The sequence below is a fragment of the Halalkalibacter sp. HAAS-P013 genome (assembly GCF_056619925.1).
In genome coordinates this window covers 386,477-408,100 of the sequence record NZ_JBWQTU010000001.1, presented here as the reverse complement: position 1 = coordinate 408,100, position 21,624 = coordinate 386,477, and the positions used below count along the sequence as shown (strand labels likewise).

Genomic DNA, 21,624 nt, shown 5'->3' with positions numbered 1-21,624 from the left:
GTAAAAAAAGATGAATAACCGTCTTTTTTTTTCATACAAATTGTTGAATGTTTTGCTCTATGTAAATGAATATGATGAAAGTAACAAAAGAAAGGGGTGGCAACATGGAAGCAAAAAATTGTTTACAAGCAGGTACAAAGTCAGTTTGGGCTGGGGAAAAAGAATATTTGGTACACGGGGCAACTCAAGTTCCAGTCGTGCATAGTGTTGCCTACAGTTATGATGATATCGATGAGTGGTATGAAGTAGCAATTGGAAAACGAAAAGGCCATATTTATGGCAGAAATACGAACCCAACTGTGCAATCCTTTGAAGACAAAGTAAAAATATTAGAACATGCAGAAGCTGCTACTAGCTTTTCAACAGGAATGGCAGCAATATCAAACTCACTTCTTACGATACTTAAGCCAGGTGATAGAGTTGTCTCTATTAAAGATACCTATGGAGGAACAAATAAAATATTCTCGGAATTTCTACCTAGACTAAATATTGAAGTCGAGCTTGTTGAAACAGGAAATCATGAGGAGATGGAAAAAGAAATTGCAAAAGGGTGTAAATTGGTTTATTTGGAAACGCCAACGAACCCAACGGTGAAAATTACGGATATTGTCCGAATTACAAAAGCGGCAAAGAAAGTTGACGCGCTTGTATTTGTTGATAATACGTTCGCAACCCCGATCAATCAAAATCCGTTAACGCTTGGAGTGGATCTTGTTATTCATAGTGCTACTAAGTTTCTTGGTGGTCATGCAGATGCGTTAGGTGGGGTTGTCTGTGGGTCAGAATCCCTAGTTAAGGATATTTATCATTACCGTGAAATAAATGGAGCTACGATGGATCCTATGGCAGCTTATCTCATTCTGAGAGGGATGAAAACATTAAAGCTTCGCGTGGAAAAGCAACAAGAAAATGCAATGAAAGTCGCTCAATTTTTAGAGAATCATGAAAAAGTAGAACAAGTGTATTACCCAGGGCTTCAAACACACACAAACCATGAGATCGCCAAAAAGCAAATGAAGGGCTTTGGCGGGATGCTGAGCTTTGCCTTAAAAGGTGAATTAGATGCTGTTCGTCAATTTTTACCAAAGTTAGAATATGCTCACCGTGCAGCAAATTTAGGTGCTGTTGAAACAACCGTTGGGCCTGCAAGAACGACAAGTCATGTTGAAAATACACCGGAGGAACGTGCTGCTTTAGGGATACCAGAAGGATTAGTACGCTATTCTGCCGGGATTGAAGATATTGACGATTTACTTAATGATTTAAAGCAAGCACTCGATGAAATAAGAGGGCATTGAAAAGGAAAAAACCAACCTTTTCAATATTAACTAGCAATGGCTCCGCACGATGCGCGCCCTCTATGAGAACCCCACTCATAGAGGCCTTCAAGACAAGGCACCGGCTCTGCACATTGCTTCGGGCATTGAAAAGGAAAAAACCAACCTTTTCAATGCCCTCAAATCAAGCGCTAATGTAAGGATGATCGCAAGTGAAAAAAGGTCAGTGGCAGAATCGATTAATCAAATGGAGAAGACATCTACATCAGTATCCAGAATTAAGTTTTGAAGAAAAAAAAACAACTGCCTATATTATTAGGCAAATTAAAGGATTGCCTGGTGTGTCGATTCAATCAGGGAGAGATCAAATCGGATTAGATACAGGGGTCATTGCAACAGTTGGGGATGGAGAGAGCCCGGTTATTGGGCTCCGTGCCGATATTGATGCCCTGCCGATATCAGAGGAGACGAAAGCACCTTATCAGTCATGTCATAGCGGAGTGATGCATGCATGCGGGCATGATGGACACACGGCGATGCTTATTGGAGCAGTTTACTTTCTATCTAGTTTATATGAAGCGAATTTGCTACACGGAACAGTAAAATGCTTATTCCAGCCAGCTGAGGAAACAGAAGATCAATTTGGAAAAACAGGTGCACAGTATGTTTTAAATAGTGGCGCATTAGATGAGGTGGAAGCAAGTTTTGCCCTACATTTAGATCCAGATATTCCAATAGGTGAAGTGAAGCTAAAGGCGGGAGTAGCAATGGCTAATGTCGATACTTTTACGGTGACGATTAATGGAACAGGGGGACACGGGGCTTATCCTGAACAATCCGTTGATCCAATCTATTTAAGTTCCTTGATATTACCATATTTGTATAGTTTGCCTTCAAGGCAAACTTCGGCCCTGGAACCATCGGTGTTAAGCATTTGTCAAATTACAGGTGGAGCCTCCTCAAATGTTATCCCATCTGAGGTAACGATTCGTGGAACGATGAGAACATATTCTGAGAAAGCTAGGAATCACCTTTCAACTGAACTTGAAAAAGGATTAGCTCAAATTGAAGCGCTAGGTGGTTCCTATCAACTATACCTTCATCATGGGGAACCTGCTCTTATAAATGACCCCGACATGGTGAGTGTCCTTTCAAAAGCGATTAGATTAGTAGAACCCGATGTTGTTATTCATTCGATACCATACGGACTAGGCGGTGAGGACTTCAGTCATATAACGAAACAAATTCCTGGAGCGATGATGTTTATTGGAGCAGCTGATCAGAACAACATGAAAACAAGTCTTCACCAGCCTTCGTTTTGTTTTGATGAACGTGCGTTAGAAATTGGCACACACACACTTGTGAAAGCAGCCTTACTTTTGATGAAAAAAGGGAGGGATTGAAGGTGGCACATAAAGTAGATTTAATTGGTTTTGGTGGAGTCGGTCAAGGGTTTGTTGAAATTTTAAGAGAAAAACGGTGGAAGTTGAACAAGGAACATGAACTAGACTTTAAAGTTGTTTCCATATCTGATTTGTATAAGGGGTCCCTTCATCATCCAGATGGACTCTGTTTAGATAAGGTGATGAGTTCAATCAATGAAACAGGAAGCTTAGAATCATACCCTGATCAACCAGGTCTTATCAGGGGCTGGTCAACTCAGGAGACTATCGAGAATTCTAATGCAGATTCTGTTGTTGAAATGACGTTTACAGACGTTGTTACAGGCCAGCCTGCTATCGATCATTGTACTTGGGCTTTCTCAAATAAGAAAAATGTTGTAATGACAAATAAAGGCCCGGTTGCCTTAGCGTATGAGACACTATCCAAGCTTGCTCGAGAAAATGGTGTCCGTTGGTTTTTTGAAGGCGCCGTAATGAGCGGTTCTCCGGCGTTGCGTTTACCAGTAGAAACTTTAACCGGAAATGATATCAATGAAATACGCGGTATTTTAAATGGTACAACGAATTATATGTTAATGCGTATGGAAGCAGGACTTAGTTATAAAGAAGCACTTCAAGAGGCAAAGGAGAAAGGTTATGCAGAAGCAGATCCAACTGCTGACGTCGAAGGGTACGACGTTTTATATAAGGTGTTAATTTTAGCGAATGTTGTCCTTGGTGTTCCATTGAAACGAGAAGATGTTACGTGTAAAGGAATAACAGGTGTTACACAGAGTGCGATAAAAGAAGCAAAGAAAGAAGGGAAATGCTGGAAATTAATTGGTTCATTGAAAATAACAGAAGAGGGAGTAAAGGGTTATGTTGCACCGGAGATGGTGGCATTAGATGATCCATTAGCCGGGGTATCAGGTGCGATGAATGCAATAACCTATCAATGTGACTTATCAGGACCAATTACGCTTGTCGGAGCAGGAGCAGGAATTAAAGAAACGGGATTTGCCGTTCTTATCGATTTGATACACATGGAACGCGGCAGATAACAAGAGGGGGGATAAAATGAAAAACCAAATCGTTCAAGAGCGCATGTTAATTGGAGGCGAATGGGTTAAGGCAAAGGAAGAAATGGATGTCTTTGATCCGGGTACGGGTGAATTAATTGCAACGGTACCGTCAGCAAGTGTTGAAGATGTAAAGGAGGCCATAAAAAAGGCACGAGATGGTGCAAAAAAAAGTGCAAATTTATCTGTGCATGAGAGAATGAACATTCTTCATAAGGCAGCTTCCTATATAGAGGCAAATAAAACTAACTTTGTAAATACCATCGTAGCAGAAAGTAGCAAAACGATTCGTGAAGCTAGGAAAGAAGTGACAAGGTGTATTGAAACACTCCGATTAAGTGCTGAAGAAGCAAGAAGAATTGATGGGGAGACGATCCCTTTTTCACAGATGCCCGGTCATGAAACGAGAGTTGGATATGTATATCGTTTTCCAGTAGGAATCGTTGCAGCAATTACCCCATTTAATGATCCTCTTAATCTTGTTGCTCATAAAGTAGGTCCAGCTATTGCAGCAGGCAATGCAGTTATCGTTAAGCCAGCATCACTGACTCCATTAAGTGCTTTGCGATTAGCAGAAGCGTTCTTACACGCGGGACTGCCAGCAAATATACTATCTGTTATTACAGGACGTGGTTCTAATATATGCGATCCATTAGTAGAACATGACGATGTCAGATTTGTTTCTTTCACGGGAGGCTATGAAACTGGGAAAGAAATTACGAAAAAAGCAGGAGTTAAGAAAACAGGAATGGAGTTAGGTTCTAATTCACCAACAATCATTCTTAAAGATGCAAATGTAGAAGATGCAATTTCGTCAACAGTATCTGGTGCATTTGGAGTTGCAGGTCAAAATTGCATTGGAGTCCAACGAATTTATGTTGAGTATCCCTTGTATCAAACATTTTTAACTCGATTTGTTAAAGAAACAAAGAATTTAAAAGTAGGAACAAAAAGGGAAGAGACAACAGATATCGGTCCGATGATCTCTGAAAAAGAAGCAAAACGAGTTGAAAGCTGGATAGCTGAAGCAAAGAAACTAGGTGCATCCATTTGTTGTGGAGGGGAAAGGAAGAAAGCTTATGTTGAGCCAACTGTTTTAACGAATGTTCCGACACATGCAACGATTGCAACACAAGAAGTCTTCGGTCCAGTCGTACTCATTGAAGCTGTTGATTCGCTCCAAGAAGCGATTGAGCAATCAAATGACAGTGGATATGGTTTGCAAGCCGGCATTTTTACAGAGAAGCTAGAAACAGCATTTCAAGCAATTCATGAGCTCCAATTTGGAGGGGTCATGATTAATGATAGCAGTGATGTGAGGATTGATGGAATGCCCTTTGGTGGGATAAAGGGTTCTGGAATTGGTCGTGAAGGAGTTCGGTATGCTATTGAAGCGATGACGGAACAAAAAGTCGTGGCGTTTAAACTACAAAAATAGCTGTGCTCCTAATTGAGAGTGGGGCTTAGAAAGAGGGTGAAATCTTTGTTTGCATTAGAAGAGTACACGAGAAGGTTGGAGGCGGTCAAAAAGAGGATGGTTGATGAAGGGGTCGATGTTCTTCTTATTTCCAACCCTTCCAACATGTATTATTTAACAAATTATTCGGCTTGGAGCTTTTATGTTCACCAAATGATGGTTGTAACGTTAGAAGACGCTCAGCCGTTATGGATTGGGCGTCAAATGGACGCAAATGGTGTAGCGAAAACAACGTGGCTTGATGAACACCATATTATTGCCTATCCCGACTTTTATGTTCAGTCAACGGAACGACACCCGATAGACTTTGTCGCAAATATATTAACGGAAATTGGTCAAAGCAGGAGAACGATTGGTATAGAAATGGATGTTCATTATTTTACGGCTCTTTGTTATGAACGGTTAAAACACGGCCTGCCAAATGCGACATTTAAAGATACGTCAAGCTTGGTAAATATGATTCGGCTTATAAAATCAAATAATGAAATCACTTATATGAAAAGAGCAGGAAAGATTGTGGAAAGTGCCATGACAGCAGCATACGAACGTGTTCAAGTCGGTGTTCGAGAATCGGATGTTGCAGCAGCGATTTATTATGCTCAAATAAAAGGAACGAAAGAATTTGGTGGGGATTATACTTCGATTGTACCTATGATGCCAACAAATGAAAATACGTCTTGTCCCCATCTCACATGGACGGATCGACCTTATCAAAAAGGTGATTTTTTAACTTTAGAAATCGCTGGTGCCTATAAACGTTATCATGCACCAATGGCAAGAACGATGGCAATTGGCACAGCCCCAAACGAGGTTAAGGAACTTGCTAAAGTCGTTGAAGAAGGAATTGAGGCAACACTTGATTTTATTCGGCCCGGAATTCGTGCTGAAGAAGTTGAACGAATCTGGAGCAAAACGATTGGTAAACATGGGCATAGAAAAAGCTCCAGGCTTGGTTATTCCGTTGGATTAAGTTTTCCACCTGATTGGGGAGAGCATACTGTTAGTTTCCGACCAGGAGATGAAACAATCTTAAAGCCAAATATGACGTTTCATTTAATGCCAGGTATTTGGTATAACGATTATGGAGTGGAAATAACGGAAACGATTCGCATAACAGATCAAGGTGTTGAGCTTCTAACAAACTTCCCACGTGATTTATATGAAAAGCCAATGTTATCGATCATTTCAGATGAGCATACGTCTTAATGAACAAGGTGGCTCATGAGGTACAGCAAACCTTTTGAGTCAGCTTTTTTTTGTGTTTTAGCACGTAAAAATAATGTAAGGGCTCTCATTTTAAAAGTTGTTACGTAATACGAAAAAATTAGTGACCATACATATTGGCGGTGGTAAGATACAACTACGGAATGTAGAGAGGACGGTTTGCTATGAAAGAAAAATCTCTGCTTTTCACATATGGCATTGTCTTTTTGGTGATGATGATTTGGGGACTAAATGTTGTTATGTTGAAAGTGTTAGTTGAGGCGTTTCCGCCGATAACAATGACTGTATTTCGAATTATGGCTGCAGGATTGGCAACAGCTGCTATCATTATTGGAAGTCGAGTAATGAGAAAGCTAACGAAAAAAGAATGGAAATACACGCTTTTAGGAGCCCTCTTTGGTGTTGTTGCTCATCATTATTTTTTAGCAATGGGCTTAACAATGACTAATGCTTCGAATGCTGTATTAATTTTAGCGCTTCTCCCGCTATCGACGTCGATCCTCGCTGTTATCTTTCTTGGTGATCGTTTAACGAGGTGGAGGATCGTTGGAATTGGTTTAGGGTTTATTGGAGTACTTTTTATTCAAGGCGGGGGAGGAGATAGTGCTCTATCTCTAGGTGAGTTGTCTATTTTTATCGCGATGTTCGCTCAAGCGATTAGTTTTATTTATATTAAAAAAGCGACTGTAACTCTTGATTCAAGACAAATGACAAGCATGATGCTGCTAATTGGCTCAGTTGGACTTCTTTTCATAAGCTTTCTGTTAGAACCAGGAAGTTTTGGAAGTATGATTGGCGCACCGTTAGGCGTCTATGTTATCTTTTTTGTTTCAGCGATTGTTGCTACTGCGGTAGGTCATTTTTTGTTTAATGCTGCGATTCAAAAAATTGGAGCAGGACAAACGGCTATTTTTAATAACTTCGTGCCTTTTTTTGGTTTAATCAGTTCGGCTATCTTTTTAAACGAACAAGTATACTGGTATCAAACGTTCGGATTTATCTTTATTGTAGTAGGTGTTTTATTTGGAACTGGTTATATTGATAATGCATTGTTAAAACAGAAGAAACTGCCTAAAGCGTTACACAAAAAAAGCGTGTAGTATTTCTTAACTCTTCAAATTATTGTTAAAGATGATATTGGATACTTTAAAAGGATATAGTTGATTTGACGACTGTAAGATCATACAAGCGTCTTGTTAGCGTACTTCAATACATTAAGTAGCCGTTTTAAGTGAATAATAAATAAGCCGCTCAGAGATCACTCTGAGCGGCTTATTTATTGATTAGCTAACAAAAAAGTTCATCGTTGGTTGCACTATTGATTGAAGTTCTTGCTGCTGTTCTGCAGTTAATGGAATAAGAGGCAAGCGAACAGGACCTGCTTTGATTCCTTTCATTTCCATTGCAGCTTTTACAGCTGTCGGGTTAGGCGCCATAAATAGAGACTTCATCACTGGGAGAAGTTGACGATGCTGCATAGCAGCTGCTGTTACTTGACCTGCTTGATAGTTTCGAACCATTTGCTGCATTTCGTTACCAACAATATGGGAAGCAACGGATACAACTCCAGCTCCACCAATGGATAACATAGGCAATGCTAAACTATCATCTCCACTATATACGGTAAAACCTTCAGGTGCGTGTTCAATGATTGTTGCAATTGCATCTAAATCGCCACTAGCCTCTTTGATTGTGACAACATTAGGTAGCTGTGCTAAACGTAATGTTGTTTCAACGTTCATATTGACCGCACTTCTTCCAGGAATATTATAAAGCATGACAGGAAGTTTCGTTGCATTTGCAATCGTAGAAAAATGCGCATAAATTCCTTCTTGAGAAGGTTTGTTGTAATAAGGTACGACAAGCATAATTCCATCTACACCTATTTCTTCGGCTTGTTTTGTAAGTTCAATTGAGGCTTGAGTATTATTTGAGCCTGTTCCAGCGATGACTGGAATTTGGCCATTCGCTGTTTCAACGACCGTTTTAAACAGCAATAATTTCTCCTCTGTAGAGAGAGTAGGAGACTCTCCTGTCGTTCCAGCTACGACGACTGCATCCGTTCCATTTGCGATAAGATGTTTTACGAGCTCTTGTGTTGCAGGTACATCAAGTTGTCCATGTTGATTAAATGGTGTGACCATTGCCGTGATAATACGACCAAAATTCATCCAATTCACCCTCAATTCATAAATATTTTCCATATACGTAGGGGAAGATGGGCTACTGGGAGGCACAAAAAAACAACAATGAGGCCTCTACTCATTGTTGTTAGGTTTAGCAATTGCAGCAAAACCAATTCAATGTGTGAGATAGCCCTCCATATAGCAATTTTTGCTATATGACAGTACTGCCCTTATTTAGAACAGTCCCAGCTAATGAGATATGAGATCTCATATAACTTCGGCAAGTATCCCTTTCCATTTAGCATCTTCAGATCTCATTCTCCTCCGCTAAAGTACTTATGATCCTTGCACCTCTACCCTCACTTCAATGTATGAAGTAAGATATAACGTAATTTGTGTCTACCTTACCAAATGTTTTCGACGATTGCAATGCTTTAATGAGAATTTCTTTGTAATAAATTTAAAAGCTTGTCCAGTTCTTGACTACACTCAACGGTTACTTTTGCTGTCATTCCATACTTTTTAGCAAGGTTCAGCATTAGTAATCGCTTTTGCTCTATTTCTACACATAACATATTGCACTCCACCTCAAAAAGAATGAACAAACAGACGACTTGATTAGGCTGAAATGAGAAAATAGCGCTGATGTGACTAAGCAAATGTCTATTTATAAAAATTATTATACCCATTAGAAATATGTTGAAAAGTGTTTCTTCTAAAGTAGTCATAAATAGATGAAAATAGTAAAAATCCGACAAAAATTGCAAGTTGATTTCTAGATATTTTCAGGTTGAGATGCGGAATTATTTCGCACAATAGAGGTAGGAGGGATTCCAATGAAATGTGTAGGTTATTTGGTCATCACGGCCGCATTATTAACAGGATGCACCATACCTCAAGAAGCGGAAATGGGAGCCAGCCCTGACAGGAATGAAGGTTTTAATGGGTATGGAGTACAACAGGTGCGTGCTCTAGAAGGCCCACTTAGTGATATGATGGTCCCAGATCATTCACCAAAAGGATTAACAGATCCAGTACGTCATTTAACAGATAGAGGATCATATACAACAAGGCATCGGAATTTGAGTATGAAACATGAGGGACTTAATCAACAAGGAGCCCGAATACTTAGTAATCGTCCTGGTGTTTTGCGTGATAAATACTCATACAGCAACGATCCTCATGTTGCGCGAAAGAACAATGGATTTATGAATCAGCAAGCGACAACGGAAATAACGAGGGAGATTGAGACGCGAGTTGAATCATTAGAAAATGTTAGGGATGCCCATGTTATGACAGATGGTAACCATATCATAATTGGTGTTGAGTCAAGTGAACAAGATCGAGTAAAGCTAAAAAGGTTGGTGGAAGAAGAGGTACAACAAGTAACAGACCTTAGAAATGTCCGTATTGTAACAGATCGAAAAATGATTAACCGAATGAATGCTGTCGAGCATCATGTTGGTCTTGATAAACCATTTGATTCCATTGGTGGAACAGCGGGAGACCTAGCTGATTTAGTGGATGATGCAATACACGGTCGTAGATAAAAGCAGGGAAGAAAAATCCCTGCTCTTTTTGTGTTTAACACAATTCTGTTTAATGAATTCCGAAGTCTTCAGTTACTGAAAGGAATTCACGTTCCATTAATTTATGCGACAAAATAGCATTTTCGTAATAGACACGAGCGTTTGTCACTTGAAGATGATGAACTGGATCTTTCATGTCTTTCAAAATCCTCTCCAATGCATCAAGTTCCATTAATGTTGAAATATGTACATGATGCATACTATCAAACGGCTCTGGTCGATTTAAATCAATGAATTCAGAGCTTTTATCGCGAATGTTTTTTATTTTACTTAACGTAGTGTCGACATCATCTGATTGAACATTTGGTTGATCAAAGAACGGAGCGATCTCTTCTAACAAGGTAGCGGTGTCACTAATATAATGTCCGGCTTCATCTGCATAAGATTGAAGCGCAGTAAAACGAGGAACTCTTTGTTTGTTTTGATCTCTAATACTCGGAGGGGCGGGGACATCATTTTGATAATGAGCTCTAAATTGTTGAGCTTCTACATCATCTACAATATCTGCTTCCGAATCGGCTCCGCAACTTGCAAGAATCAAACTGGTTCCAAACAAGATCAAGACATGTTTCTTTTTCAAGGTGCATCTACCTCCGATATACAAATGTTTCCCCTAGTATGAATCAAGAAGGAAAAAGTATGCATTAACGTTAAAGTTCCTCCGTATGATGTAGCAAAGGGATGAGGAGGAGCGCAAATGTACACAGCGTTATTAGTTATTTCAATCTCTATTTTATTTCTACTATTCTTTGGGGTTATGATGCTAGGATACAGGGTTGCCCATACGCTTGAATATTTGCAGGCAAAAGAAGCAGATCAAGATCTTGCTGAAATTGAGGAAATGATGAAGCAATACAATAAAAAAGAGAACGTAAAATAATGAAGTAAAACACGAGCATGCCGATGGTATGCTCGTGTTTTATGTCCGAGGGGTTCTTTTGTTATATTTTGTATTTCTATATATGCTATAGTAAAAGGATTGAAAATAACTTAAAGAGATAAAACATAGGGGTGGGAATACATTGGTTAAGCTAATAGCGATTGATATGGATGGTACATTACTAGGTGATGCACATGAAATAACAAAAGAAAATGCAAAAGCAGTTAAAGAAGCGCAACAACTAGGTGTGGAGGTTGTTGTTGCAACAGGCAGAGATGAAAGAGAAGCTAGGTACCCATTAAAGCAAGCTCAAATTACTTGTCCTGTTATTAGTGTGAACGGAGCTCAGTTTCGAGATAAAAATGAAACATTGTTATCGACGATCCCACTTTCAAAAGAAAATAGCAAAGAAATATTTGATATGTTACTAACACATGATATTTATTTTGAGTTATATACAAACAAAGGGACGTTTTCTGATAATTATGAAAAAGCAATACAAGCAGTTATTGACTTTTTCGTTTCATCAGGTTCTGATGAGGATTTTGAAACATTGCAAACGATGGCTAAAGAGCGATTTGAAATGGGGTCGATATCTTTAGTGGGAAGTTACGATGAGCTACTAGATCAAGAAGAAACGGTTATTTTAAAAGTATTAGCCTTTTCAAAAGACGTTCAGAAACTAAATGAAGTAAGGGGAAAGCTTTATGAAATTGCAAACATAGCGGTTAGTGCCTCTGCTCCAGATAATATCGAGATTACGAATATTCAAGCTCAAAAAGGGATCGCTGTACAAGCTTATGCAAAACAACTAGGGATTTCCATGAATGAAGTAATGGTAATAGGAGATAGTTTTAATGATGTATCCATGTTTAAAGTGGCAGGATATAAAGTGGCAATGGGAAATGCGGAACAAACGATCAAAGAACTTGCTGACTTTGTAACAAAGCAAAATGATGAAGATGGAGTCGCATTTGCCATTCGAGGCAAACTGAATGATAAGTAGATAAGAGGTGAAGGTGTGCGGACGTTTGCTAAGCCAAAAGTGGTTGTCAGTAAATGTATGGAGTTTGCTGCTTGCAGATATAATGGCGATCAAATTAAAGAGCCTACCGTTGCGAAGCTAGCTGACTATGTTGAATTTATCCCTATATGCCCGGAGATGGAAATTGGTTTAGGAACACCAAGAGAAGTGGTGCGGCTTGTTTCCGATGGAGATGAAAATAAATTAATTCAACCGAAAACGAATGAAGATTTGACGCCTCAAATGACTGAATTATCAGCATCAAAAAATTCCATTAAGCAGTGTGCTTGGGATTCTACATTCGTGGTGCCATCGTTTTGAAAATGACTACTTATTAAATCAAACATATTTTGAACCTTATCCTATTGGGCTAATAGCAATTAGCGATTCTGGAAAAGGAAGGTCTTTATCGTAGGTTGGCTTTATGTCAGCCTATTTTTTTTGCTGTTTGTGTCAGTTTTGACAGTACTTACATAAGAATGTATTAATACAACTACAAAAAAGGTGTTGACTGATATAGAACAGATGATATATAATAAAACCAAGATAAAGAGAAGGAAAATTCAAACTATTAACAGAAGGGTGAGAGGAAAATGAAAAAAGTAAAAACAAATTCATCACAAAAGCCAGTGGAAATCAAGGAAGATCAATCGATTCTTAAATCTATTAACGAATATTATAGCCGTAATTAAGAAAAGGAAAAAACAGTTCAGAGCTTCTTTTTAAAGAAGCTCTGTTTTTATTTTAGTCTTCTGTTATGAAACAGACTGCGAAATGGGATGAAATCTATACATTACTTTCCAATTTCAGGACATTTTTTTAACAAAAGAATGGAAAGTTACTTGCAATTTACAAATAAATAGGCTATAATTAATTCAACGGTCGTCAACTTCAGTTTTAAAAGGTAGCGCTTTTCATTCAGCTGGCGCGGTCAAGGAGCCGCAAGGATGAACGAGAGGCAGGGCTTTCATCGTCTGGAGATTGATTGATGGATCCTTATATTTACCCATAGAGGGTAACAATTTAGAAACAAATTGCATCAATTAGCAGCACATAAAAGAGTTCAGTATTCACATGTTATAAGGGATATTCACTCGATTTTCGTGGTTGATGTTCCTTATAATATGTGAATTTTTATTTACCTCGGATTGTAAATACGATTGCATATTAAGTAAATAATTTTTAGATTGGGGTTTTTTAGCATGGCACAAACTGGTACAGTTAAATGGTTCAACGCAGAAAAAGGATTCGGTTTCATTGAAGTAGAAGGCGGAAACGACGTATTCGTACACTTCAGCGCTATCACTGGCGAAGGTTTCAAATCACTTGACGAAGGTCAATCAGTTGAATTTGAAATCGTTGAAGGCGACCGTGGACCACAAGCAGCTAACGTAGTAAAACTATAAATTGCTTTTAAAAGACAATGTCTCATTTATGAGACATTGTCTTTTTTGTGTTTGCTCTGTGTTTTAACAAAGGAAGTAAAGAGAATAGAATACAGCGAATAAATGTGGCATGATTTTAAAAACGTGAATATAATAGTATTGTAAGGGCTTACATTAGTTGGCGTAAACGAATAGGGAAGAAGGCACTGAAAAAAAGTCTATTGTTTCGGTTATTTGTATACACATTAGTATTACCTGATTCGTACAATAAATGTGAGGGGTGTTCAAATGGAAGCAACGCATTATGATGATTTATCCATTTATGTTCCTAAAAACCAATTAGATAAGCTAATAAATGGGGTACTCCATGATAAATATCGAATTTTTTGGGGATTCAATAAAGGGAGAATGATCTTAAACATTTATAATAGTGAAGTAAATAATAAATTAATCTTTAAAAGACATAAAGGGTTTCTTGAATTAGTAGAAGCAAAACTTAAAAGTCCTAATGTATTGAAACTATTGGACAATGATATTGACTTTACAATGAAAGCAGCCTCCAAAAATAGTATTGACGTAAAAAGAAATAAGGAGACTGTTTATAACGAGATCGACCATTTTTTAATTGAATTGTCTTATTTTAAAAAAATTGGTGACGAACAATCTGTAAATAACATTAAAGATAAGTTAGCTGAGCTTACTCATGAATGGAACAGACTAACATTATCCCGTTAAGGAGGTTTATAACAGATAAAATGACCCGTTACAGAGTGTACGGGTCATTTTGTGAGCTGTCATTTAATCATGCAAGGGGGTTAATGCCTTTGTTTGTTCAAGATGAATAAAAGCATCATAACGCTCCGAAATTCTTGAAGGAACATAATTGCCTAAATGTTCGTATTGGTTATTGTAGACGACGCCAATGGCTCTGTGACCTATTGTCTCAGAAAATAGGGAGTGATTTGCCTCATTAAACATGATAAATTTATCGAATGCTCCTGCTTGATGTAGCTCGTCTTCCCAACTTCCAGTTATCGCTTTAGGGACGACCATTTTTTGTGCTCGTTCACCCCATTTTTCACCTGCGATCACTGTCCCTTCGTAAGTTCCAAAGCCAATCGCGTAAACTTGATTAACTCCATACTTTTCTCGTGTTAACTGTCCAACGTTCACCATACCTTCTTCCGCCATATCTGTTGCACGGGCATCTCCAATATGTGTATTGTGTTCCCAGATGATTCCTTTCGCATTTGGACCATAGTAATTCGAAATTTGATCGAGAGCTTCAACCATATGTTCATCCCTAACATTCCACGATTCTCTATCATTGGTTACCATCGTTCGGTAGTAGCTTTCTGCGTTCTCTACAGCTAGCGCATTCATTTTAAGGTTTAAATCTGCTTCCGCGTTCTTTTCATAAATCGAACGATTGCTATGCATGGATTTTAGAAGGGTTACGAGCTCTTCAAAACAATCTTGACCATAAAAAGTAGCCGAAACACCATATATTTGCATTTCTTTATGATACGGTTCAAAACAGGTGAAAGCTGCTTTTGCTTTTTCTACATCAGGTGACTCAATTCTTTTAAGATAATTTACAATTTTAGACATGGATTCCCAAAGGCTATACACATCAATACCGTGAAAACCAATTTTACCAGTTGCCTCTTTTTGAGAGTTATAATGCTTTAACCATTCAATGAATGGAACAATCTCAGCATTAGCCCACATCCATGACGGCCAGCGTTTAAATGAGGAAAGAGCATCTGTTGCATTTGAATATGGATTATTATAATTTTTAATGTATCGGTTTGCTTCATAACATGAAGGCCAATCTCCTTCTACTGCAATGAATTGAAATCCTTTCTTAGAAATTAGCCATTTTGAAATTTCAGCACGCAATGAATAAAATTCAGATGTGCCATGGGTAGCCTCTCCTAAGAGGACATAGTTTGCTTGGCTTGCCTGTTGTAATAATGGCTCTAACTCTTCTAAAGAATCAAAACGCTTGGCATGCATTAAAATGGCTTTAGAAAGGTCCATCGTCTTAATCATAATCGTACTCCTTTTTTAGTGTAATTTTGTTGATATTACTCGTAGTATGGAGAAATTACGACACAAATTAGTCATTTTTTTAAAAGAAAGGGTTTACAGATTATGAAAACGCGTTTATAATTTGTTTTGCATACGTATTCAAATTTAAACGTCTTTCATATTCAAGATTGCAATGGCAAAAGGTTTTTTATTTGATTATTTTTGCATACGTATGCAAAAAGAAAAGGAGAGTGAACAAAATGGCTACTTTTTTAAAAACAGGTAAAAGTGAAATGGAAATTAAAGAATCAAATACGAAGGTACAAGAAATAGTAAGCGGAATCATTGATGATGTTGAGGAAAATGGTGACAAAGCTGTTCGTGCATTAGCTGAAAAGTTTGATAACTGGAAAGCTGCAAGCTTCCGTTTAACGGATGAACAGATTGCTGAAATTGTAAATTCAGTTTCTGAACAAACAATAGAAGACATTAAATTTGCTCAAGCGCAGGTTCGCAATTTTGCAGAAAAACAAAGAGAGTGTATTAAAGATCTTGAAGTAGAAACATTGCCAGGTGTGACACTTGGACATAAAAACATCCCGGTAAATAGTGTCGGTTGTTACATTCCAGGCGGAAGGTATCCAATGGTTGCTTCAGCCCATATGAGTATTCTTACTGCCAAAGTTGCTGGAGTGAAGCGAGTAATTGGGTGCACACCTCCAATAAAAGGAGAAATTCCTGCTGCAACGGTAACAGCAATGTACTTAGCTGGCGCTGATGAAATTTACATTTTAGGTGGCGTTCAAGCTATGACAGCAATGGCTGTTGGAACAGAAACAATTGAGCCAGTAGATATGATTGTAGGACCTGGTAATGCGTTTGTTGCTGAAGCGAAGCGTCAATTATTCGGAAGAGTTGGAATTGACTTATTCGCAGGGCCAACTGAAACACTTGTTATTGCAGATGAAACATCAGATGCAGAAATCATTGCTACAGATCTACTTGGTCAAGCAGAGCACGGTCCAACATCTCCATCTGCACTAATTACGACATCTAAAACGTTAGCTGAAGAAACCGTAAAAGAAATTGAGCGTCAGCTTGAAACACTGCCAACAGCGGATGTGGCAAGCGTAGCTTGGAATGATTATGGTTCTATTATTCTAGTAGATAGTTTAGAAGAAGCAGTGGTCGAAGCAGATAAGCTAGCTTATGAGCACGTGGAAATCTTAACGGAAAACCCAGACTACTTCTTAGAGAACATGACAAACTTCGGTGCATTATTCTTAGGACCTGAAACAAATGTTGCTTATGGAGATAAAGTGATTGGAACAAACCATACACTTCCAACAAAAGGAGCAGCTAGATTCACTGGCGGTCTATGGGTTGGTAAGTACCTTAAGACATGCACATATCAAAAAGCTACTCCTGAAGCAAGTGTTGTTGTCGGTGAATATGGTTCTCGTCTTTGTGAACTTGAAGGGTTCATGGGGCATAAGGCACAAGCTGACCTTCGTGTAAGACGTTACAAAAAAGAAAAAATAAACAACTAAATATGATATAATTTCCCTGACTCAAGGGGGAATAAAAATGACCAAAAAGAAAGTTACTTCAATGGATGTTGCTAAATTAGCGGGTGTTTCGCAGTCTACGGTTTCAAGAGTTTTTGGTTCAGGTGCAAATGTGTCAGAAAAAAAACGCAACCAAATTCTTGCTGCAGCTGACATATTAGGTTATCAACCGAATGCTATCGCAAGAGGTTTGATCACCAATAAAACAAAAATGATTGGGATCGTGATGAGGAACATCCAAAATCCATTCTATCCAGAAGTACTTGAGAAATTTTATACAAAACTATCTGAAAAAGGCTATCACTTAATTTTTATGAATTCAGAGCACAACCTTGTTGAAGAAGATGAGATCAGTCATTTGATCGAATATCATGTCGATGGGGTCATCATTACTGACGCTTTGCTTTCTTCATCTGCTGTCAATCGGTTTCTGAAAAATGATATTGCCGTGATTTTGTTTAACCGTTATATAGAAAACTCTAATTATAGTGCTGTATTTTGCGATAACTATTTAGCAGGTCAGGAAATTGCCAATTATTTAGTAGAAACCGGGCACAAGCATTTTGCCTTTATTTCTGGACCATTAGAGACATCAACAACAATTGACCGAAAAAAAGGATTTGAAGAATCATTAGCGAAACATGGTTTTTTTGATATAGCCGTTGAGATAGGTAACTATTCTTATGAAAGTGGATTTGAAGCAGCGAAAACACTGCTACAATCAAAAAGACAAATTGATAGTATTTTCTGTGGTAATGATATTACAGCACTTGGAGCGATTGATGCGGCTAAGTCATTAGGGTTACGAGTGCCTGAGGATCTTTCCGTTATCGGATTTGATGATATTAGTATGGCTAGTTGGCCTTCCTATTCGTTAACAACATGGAAACAACCCGTTGATACCATGGTCAATTCGACGGTTGATTTATTAATGAATGAGATGGATGAGGAAGAGAAAAAAGCATCTATACATGCTTTACCAGGAGAACTAATCATTAGAGATTCTGTAAAAAAGCGATTGTAAAAAAAAGTGGGCAAAGAGAATGAAAGGAATTACTTCTACTTCTGCCCACCTTCTCTATAGATAAAAACTAGCATACGAAAAGGAAAGCGCTTTATTATGTGTTAGATGAACTGCTAGTTTCAGGGCTTAGCAGGTTAAAGGAGAGAGAAAAATGCTAAGTTTTATTGGACTAATTGGTGGACTGGCTCTACTAATTATTTTGACGGTTCGGGGAATGAATTTATTAGTTGCTGCTCCATTTGCAGCATTACTTTGTGCGATCTTTAGTGGCTTACCGATTTTTCCACAATTGGCAGAAGCGGGAGCGGCTGACTTTTTAACGAGTTATATGAACACATTTTCTGGGTTCGTGGCATCATGGTTTTTAATGTTTTTAGTTGGTGCCATATTCGGTAAGTTAATGGAAGATAGTGGGGCAGCAGATAGTGTTGCTCGTTGGATCGTAGGAAAAATTGGAATGAAACAAGCGGCTCTTGCTATTGTGATTGCATGTGCAGTTCTTACGTATGGTGGAGTCAGCTTATTCGTTGTAGCTTTTGCAGTATATCCAATGGCTGTCAGCTTATTTAAGAAAGCGGATTTACCAAGGCGGTTTATTCCTGCTGCGTTAGGTTTTGGGTCCGTCACCTTCACAATGACTTCAGCTGGTTCACCCGAAATTCAAAACTGGATTCCGATTGAATTTTTAGGTACTACGCCATACGCAGCTTGGGAAGTCAGTTTAATTGTTGCTGTTTTTATGATCATTTTTGGTTATTGGTGGTTAAAACAGATGATTAAGAAAGCAGTAAACAAGGGAGAAAGATTTGAAGCAAGAGACAATGATCCCGAAGATAGCCGTGAAGAATTACCAAATCCATATATTAGTCTAATTCCGCTAATTGTTGTGTTAGTTGTCACTTTCTTTACACATGGCTTCTTAGAAAAGTCAGCATTGATTATTGCTTTGTTATCAGGGGTAATTGCAACATATGTACTAAATTATAAATATTTCAGGAATTTCTCAAACGCTATTCAAGAAGGAACAACAGGGGCTTTGATTGCTATTGGGAACACAGCAGCTGTTGTAGGCTTTGGTGGAGTGGCACGAGAAACTCCGGCATTTGCTGATGCGGTAGCATTTATGACGAACTTACCTGGTGATCCATTAATCGGAAGCGCTGTTGCCATTTGTTTAATCGCAGGGGTAACTGGATCTTCTTCAGGTGGACAAGCAATTGCCTTGCCACTTCTCGCTCCTCATTATTTAGAAATGGGAGTGAATGCTGATGCGATGCACAGAACAGCGGCACTCGCATCTGGAGCACTTGATTCCCTTCCGCATGGTGGATATGCGGTAACGACAATACGCGCCATTGCAGGAGAAACTCATAAAGATGCGTATCCAGCTTTCGGGGCATTAACGGTTGTTGTGCCACTTCTAGGTGTCGTGTTAGCAATTGCATTATTTGCAATCGGACTTTAAATGAATACAAATGATCCAGCATGAATGACCGATCATGCTGGATCATTTTTTGTTTTAAAAAAATTAATTTGAACGCTCAATAGGTGTATGCATACCATAGATACTGTAACTAAGTATGGAAGGGAGCAATTGTAAATGAATCAATTTTCACATAACCACTGGCAACAACCGATGAGCAAATCAACTTGTCCAGGGTGGGAAATCCAAAAGCCAAAGCAAGTTGCTAAAGGATGTAAATGCGGCAAATGCGGCACCACTCCTATGAGCTTTCCTGGAGCTGGAATGCCACACGCGCCAGTTGGAGCAGGCCATATGCCAGGACCGGGCTTTCCGGGTGCAGGAATGCCGCACGCACCTGTAGGAGCAGGTTATATGCCGGGACCAGGGGTTCCAGGTGGAGGAATGCCGCATGCACCAGTAGGAGCGGGTCATATGCCAGGACCAGGATTTCCGGGTGGAGGAATGCCGCACGCACCAGTAGGAGCGGGCCACATGCCAGGACCAGGATTTCCAGAGGCAGGAATGCCGCACGCACCAGTTGGTCAATGGGGGCCAGGCCACGTGGCGGGACCAGGGTTTCCAAGTACGGGAATGCCACAAGTACCAGCTGGTCAATGGGGAGAAGCTCTACCGGGATTCCCCGGGCATGATGAGACATATACACCGGATAGTGCCAACTGGCAAGCTGGTCAACAAGCGCCAATGAACCCGTGGGACAATAACAATAACTGGAACAACAACTGGGATTAACAGAAAACAACAAACACACTAAAAAGGGGTTGTCCCAAAAGTACGGAACAGAGGTGGCAATGGCTCCGTTCGCTACGCGCCTTGAGAGGAGAAACCCACTCCTCTCAAGACTTTTAAAAGATGTAGTGACTTCGCTCATTGCTTCGGGGGTGTCTCAAAAGGTCAAAAACAGACCTTTTGAGACACCCCATTTGACTATGTTAACTCCTCTAAAATCCAAGGAGCTGCTGCTAATAAGTGGGGGAACACGATGTTTGCATCTGCGAAATTCTCTGATGTTTCTCCGATAAATACGGTTTTACACCCAGCTTTCTTTCCTGCCTCTATGTCTGGATCACGATCTCCTACCATAATACTAGATGATAAATCAATATTATGTGTGGAAGCTAAATCCAAAAGCATTTGTGCTTCTGGTTTTCGACATGTACAACCGGCTTTAGGTTTATGAGGACAATAGGCAATATCATCAATATGAGCTCCGTATTTTGCTAGTTCTTCCATCATTTTTTTGTGGACCTTCTTTAGAGATATTTCTTTCATGAAGCCAAGTCCGACACCACCTTGATTTGTGACAACGAATGTCGGAATACTTGCCTCATTAAACAGACGTATTGCTTCACCTACACCTTCTAATAAGTAAAATTGACTAGGGTTGTTCACGAATTTAACCCTTTTGCTTAAAACTTCATTAATAACCCCGTCACGGTCTAGAAAAACGGCTTTTTTCATCTTTTCCCTCCATTTTAGAAACTAAATAGTACGGATCGCTAAGTTTTCGATTGAGCTTATTTGATTTTGGTGCTGAATTGATATCTGACATTAGATGCTCTATTAGATATTTATCCTCGTTTGATAAGAATATCTTTTGCTTTAGAAAAACAAAATAATCATGGCACGATAATGATTATTGAGGGGCGATGCTTTGTGAAATGGCAAAAAGCACTACTGACAACACTTCAACGTCATCATGGAAAGCGGATAGCATTAGCAGTTGATACATCAACAAACGAAGTCAATACAGAATTAATTGATAACATCATTTCTCTTTTTGCACAATTAAACCCAGAAACACAGCTAGTTCAGTCGGATTTTAAAATTAGAGACGTCTCTGCTATCGACAAAGCAAAAGTGACGTATTATAAACATGGGAAATCTTCTTATACGGAAGTTCTTGAATGGGGAGAAAGCGAAAATATCGACATTTTGTTTTATATTACAGATGTAACAGGTTATTTTTATGAAGATTTAAAGGTAGATTATGATGTTATGTGGTTAGTTCCTAATGATTTTGTTCCCAAGGTGCCTTTTGGCAAAACACTTAAAATCGCATAGATGAACAT

23 protein-coding genes and 1 riboswitch are annotated in these 21,624 nt (G+C 38.9%); of the genes, 18 read left to right on the top strand and 5 right to left on the bottom strand.

Annotated elements, in window-relative coordinates; translation table 11 throughout:
* Positions 1–104 precede the first annotated feature (104 nt).
* The 6 genes from AC1FXP_RS02160 (at position 105) to AC1FXP_RS02135 (ending at position 7,539) form a co-directional block, all read left to right on the top strand.
* On the top strand, positions 105–1,298 hold the full coding sequence (locus tag AC1FXP_RS02160; RefSeq protein ID WP_480058366.1) for a cystathionine gamma-synthase family protein: 1,194 nt from the start codon (positions 105–107) through the stop codon (positions 1,296–1,298).
* Positions 1,299–1,489: 191 nt separating this feature from the next.
* A complete protein-coding gene (locus AC1FXP_RS02155; RefSeq protein WP_480058364.1) occupies positions 1,490–2,680 on the top strand; it encodes a M20 metallopeptidase family protein in 1,191 nt (396 codons plus the stop codon).
* 2 nt (positions 2,681–2,682) lie between these two features.
* A complete protein-coding gene (locus AC1FXP_RS02150) occupies positions 2,683–3,720 on the top strand; it encodes a homoserine dehydrogenase (RefSeq protein WP_480058363.1) in 1,038 nt (345 codons plus the stop codon).
* 16 nt (positions 3,721–3,736) lie between these two features.
* Entirely contained in the window at positions 3,737–5,176 is a 1,440-nt protein-coding gene (locus AC1FXP_RS02145) for an aldehyde dehydrogenase family protein (RefSeq protein ID WP_480058361.1), read from the top strand.
* Between the two features lie 45 nt (positions 5,177–5,221).
* Entirely contained in the window at positions 5,222–6,421 is a 1,200-nt protein-coding gene (locus AC1FXP_RS02140; RefSeq protein WP_480058884.1) for a M24 family metallopeptidase, read from the top strand.
* Positions 6,422–6,603: 182 nt separating this feature from the next.
* Positions 6,604–7,539, top strand: a complete 936-nt coding sequence (locus AC1FXP_RS02135; protein WP_480058359.1) for a DMT family transporter — start codon at positions 6,604–6,606, stop codon at positions 7,537–7,539.
* 183 nt (positions 7,540–7,722) lie between these two features.
* On the opposite strand, the gene dapA is transcribed toward AC1FXP_RS02135, so the two are convergent.
* Together dapA and AC1FXP_RS02125 are read right to left on the bottom strand one after the other, a co-directional pair.
* Positions 7,723–8,610: a 4-hydroxy-tetrahydrodipicolinate synthase gene (gene dapA, locus AC1FXP_RS02130; RefSeq protein WP_480058357.1), complete on the bottom strand. Its 888-nt coding sequence runs from the start codon at positions 8,608–8,610 to the stop codon at positions 7,723–7,725.
* A gap of 134 nt (positions 8,611–8,744) precedes the next feature.
* Positions 8,745–8,929, bottom strand: a riboswitch (Lysine riboswitch).
* 70 nt (positions 8,930–8,999) lie between these two features.
* Positions 9,000–9,140: an aspartyl-phosphate phosphatase Spo0E family protein gene (locus AC1FXP_RS02125; protein ID WP_480058355.1), complete on the bottom strand. Its 141-nt coding sequence runs from the start codon at positions 9,138–9,140 to the stop codon at positions 9,000–9,002.
* A 261-nt stretch (positions 9,141–9,401) separates the two neighbouring features.
* Between AC1FXP_RS02125 and AC1FXP_RS02120 the strand changes: the two genes are divergently transcribed.
* On the top strand, positions 9,402–10,115 hold the full coding sequence (locus AC1FXP_RS02120; RefSeq protein ID WP_480058354.1) for a YhcN/YlaJ family sporulation lipoprotein: 714 nt from the start codon (positions 9,402–9,404) through the stop codon (positions 10,113–10,115).
* 49 nt (positions 10,116–10,164) lie between these two features.
* Here the strand turns inward: AC1FXP_RS02120 and AC1FXP_RS02115 are convergent, their stop codons facing one another.
* Positions 10,165–10,734, bottom strand: coding sequence for a hypothetical protein (locus tag AC1FXP_RS02115; RefSeq protein ID WP_480058352.1), 570 nt, complete (start codon positions 10,732–10,734; stop codon positions 10,165–10,167).
* Between the two features lie 117 nt (positions 10,735–10,851).
* Between AC1FXP_RS02115 and AC1FXP_RS02110 the strand changes: the two genes are divergently transcribed.
* From AC1FXP_RS02110 to AC1FXP_RS02085, 6 genes are all read left to right on the top strand, one after another.
* On the top strand, positions 10,852–11,034 hold the full coding sequence (locus AC1FXP_RS02110; RefSeq protein WP_480058351.1) for a hypothetical protein: 183 nt from the start codon (positions 10,852–10,854) through the stop codon (positions 11,032–11,034).
* Between the two features lie 142 nt (positions 11,035–11,176).
* On the top strand, positions 11,177–12,040 hold the full coding sequence (locus AC1FXP_RS02105; protein ID WP_480058349.1) for a Cof-type HAD-IIB family hydrolase: 864 nt from the start codon (positions 11,177–11,179) through the stop codon (positions 12,038–12,040).
* A gap of 15 nt (positions 12,041–12,055) precedes the next feature.
* Positions 12,056–12,379 (top strand): 2-thiouracil desulfurase family protein, encoded by a 324-nt coding sequence (locus AC1FXP_RS02100; protein WP_480058347.1) that lies wholly within the window; start codon positions 12,056–12,058, stop codon positions 12,377–12,379.
* Positions 12,342–12,473, top strand: coding sequence for a DUF1722 domain-containing protein (locus AC1FXP_RS02095; protein WP_480058345.1), 132 nt, complete (start codon positions 12,342–12,344; stop codon positions 12,471–12,473). Before AC1FXP_RS02100 ends, AC1FXP_RS02095 begins: the two co-directional genes overlap by 38 nt.
* Before the next feature lie 787 nt (positions 12,474–13,260).
* Positions 13,261–13,464, top strand: coding sequence for a cold-shock protein CspD (gene cspD, locus AC1FXP_RS02090; RefSeq protein WP_034633915.1), 204 nt, complete (start codon positions 13,261–13,263; stop codon positions 13,462–13,464).
* A 267-nt stretch (positions 13,465–13,731) separates the two neighbouring features.
* Positions 13,732–14,178, top strand: a complete 447-nt coding sequence (locus AC1FXP_RS02085; protein WP_480058344.1) for a hypothetical protein — start codon at positions 13,732–13,734, stop codon at positions 14,176–14,178.
* A 63-nt stretch (positions 14,179–14,241) separates the two neighbouring features.
* Here AC1FXP_RS02085 and AC1FXP_RS02080 read toward each other — a convergent pair whose 3' ends face one another.
* On the bottom strand, positions 14,242–15,498 hold the full coding sequence (locus tag AC1FXP_RS02080) for an erythromycin esterase family protein (protein ID WP_480058342.1): 1,257 nt from the start codon (positions 15,496–15,498) through the stop codon (positions 14,242–14,244).
* A gap of 239 nt (positions 15,499–15,737) precedes the next feature.
* Here AC1FXP_RS02080 and hisD point away from each other — a divergent pair, with 239 nt between their 5' ends.
* The 4 genes from hisD (at position 15,738) to AC1FXP_RS02060 (ending at position 20,284) form a co-directional block, all read left to right on the top strand.
* Positions 15,738–17,027 (top strand): histidinol dehydrogenase, encoded by a 1,290-nt coding sequence (gene hisD, locus AC1FXP_RS02075; RefSeq protein WP_480058340.1) that lies wholly within the window; start codon positions 15,738–15,740, stop codon positions 17,025–17,027.
* Between the two features lie 37 nt (positions 17,028–17,064).
* On the top strand, positions 17,065–18,069 hold the full coding sequence (locus AC1FXP_RS02070; RefSeq protein WP_480058339.1) for a LacI family DNA-binding transcriptional regulator: 1,005 nt from the start codon (positions 17,065–17,067) through the stop codon (positions 18,067–18,069).
* Positions 18,070–18,220: 151 nt separating this feature from the next.
* Positions 18,221–19,534, top strand: a complete 1,314-nt coding sequence (locus tag AC1FXP_RS02065) for a GntP family permease (RefSeq protein WP_480058337.1) — start codon at positions 18,221–18,223, stop codon at positions 19,532–19,534.
* A gap of 135 nt (positions 19,535–19,669) precedes the next feature.
* On the top strand, positions 19,670–20,284 hold the full coding sequence (locus AC1FXP_RS02060) for a hypothetical protein (RefSeq protein ID WP_480058335.1): 615 nt from the start codon (positions 19,670–19,672) through the stop codon (positions 20,282–20,284).
* A 195-nt stretch (positions 20,285–20,479) separates the two neighbouring features.
* On the opposite strand, the gene AC1FXP_RS02055 is transcribed toward AC1FXP_RS02060, so the two are convergent.
* Entirely contained in the window at positions 20,480–21,013 is a 534-nt protein-coding gene (locus tag AC1FXP_RS02055; RefSeq protein WP_480058333.1) for a D-glycero-alpha-D-manno-heptose-1,7-bisphosphate 7-phosphatase, read from the bottom strand.
* 195 nt (positions 21,014–21,208) lie between these two features.
* Between AC1FXP_RS02055 and AC1FXP_RS02050 the strand changes: the two genes are divergently transcribed.
* Positions 21,209–21,616 (top strand): VWA-like domain-containing protein, encoded by a 408-nt coding sequence (locus tag AC1FXP_RS02050; protein WP_480058331.1) that lies wholly within the window; start codon positions 21,209–21,211, stop codon positions 21,614–21,616.
* Positions 21,617–21,624: the final 8 nt, after the last annotated feature.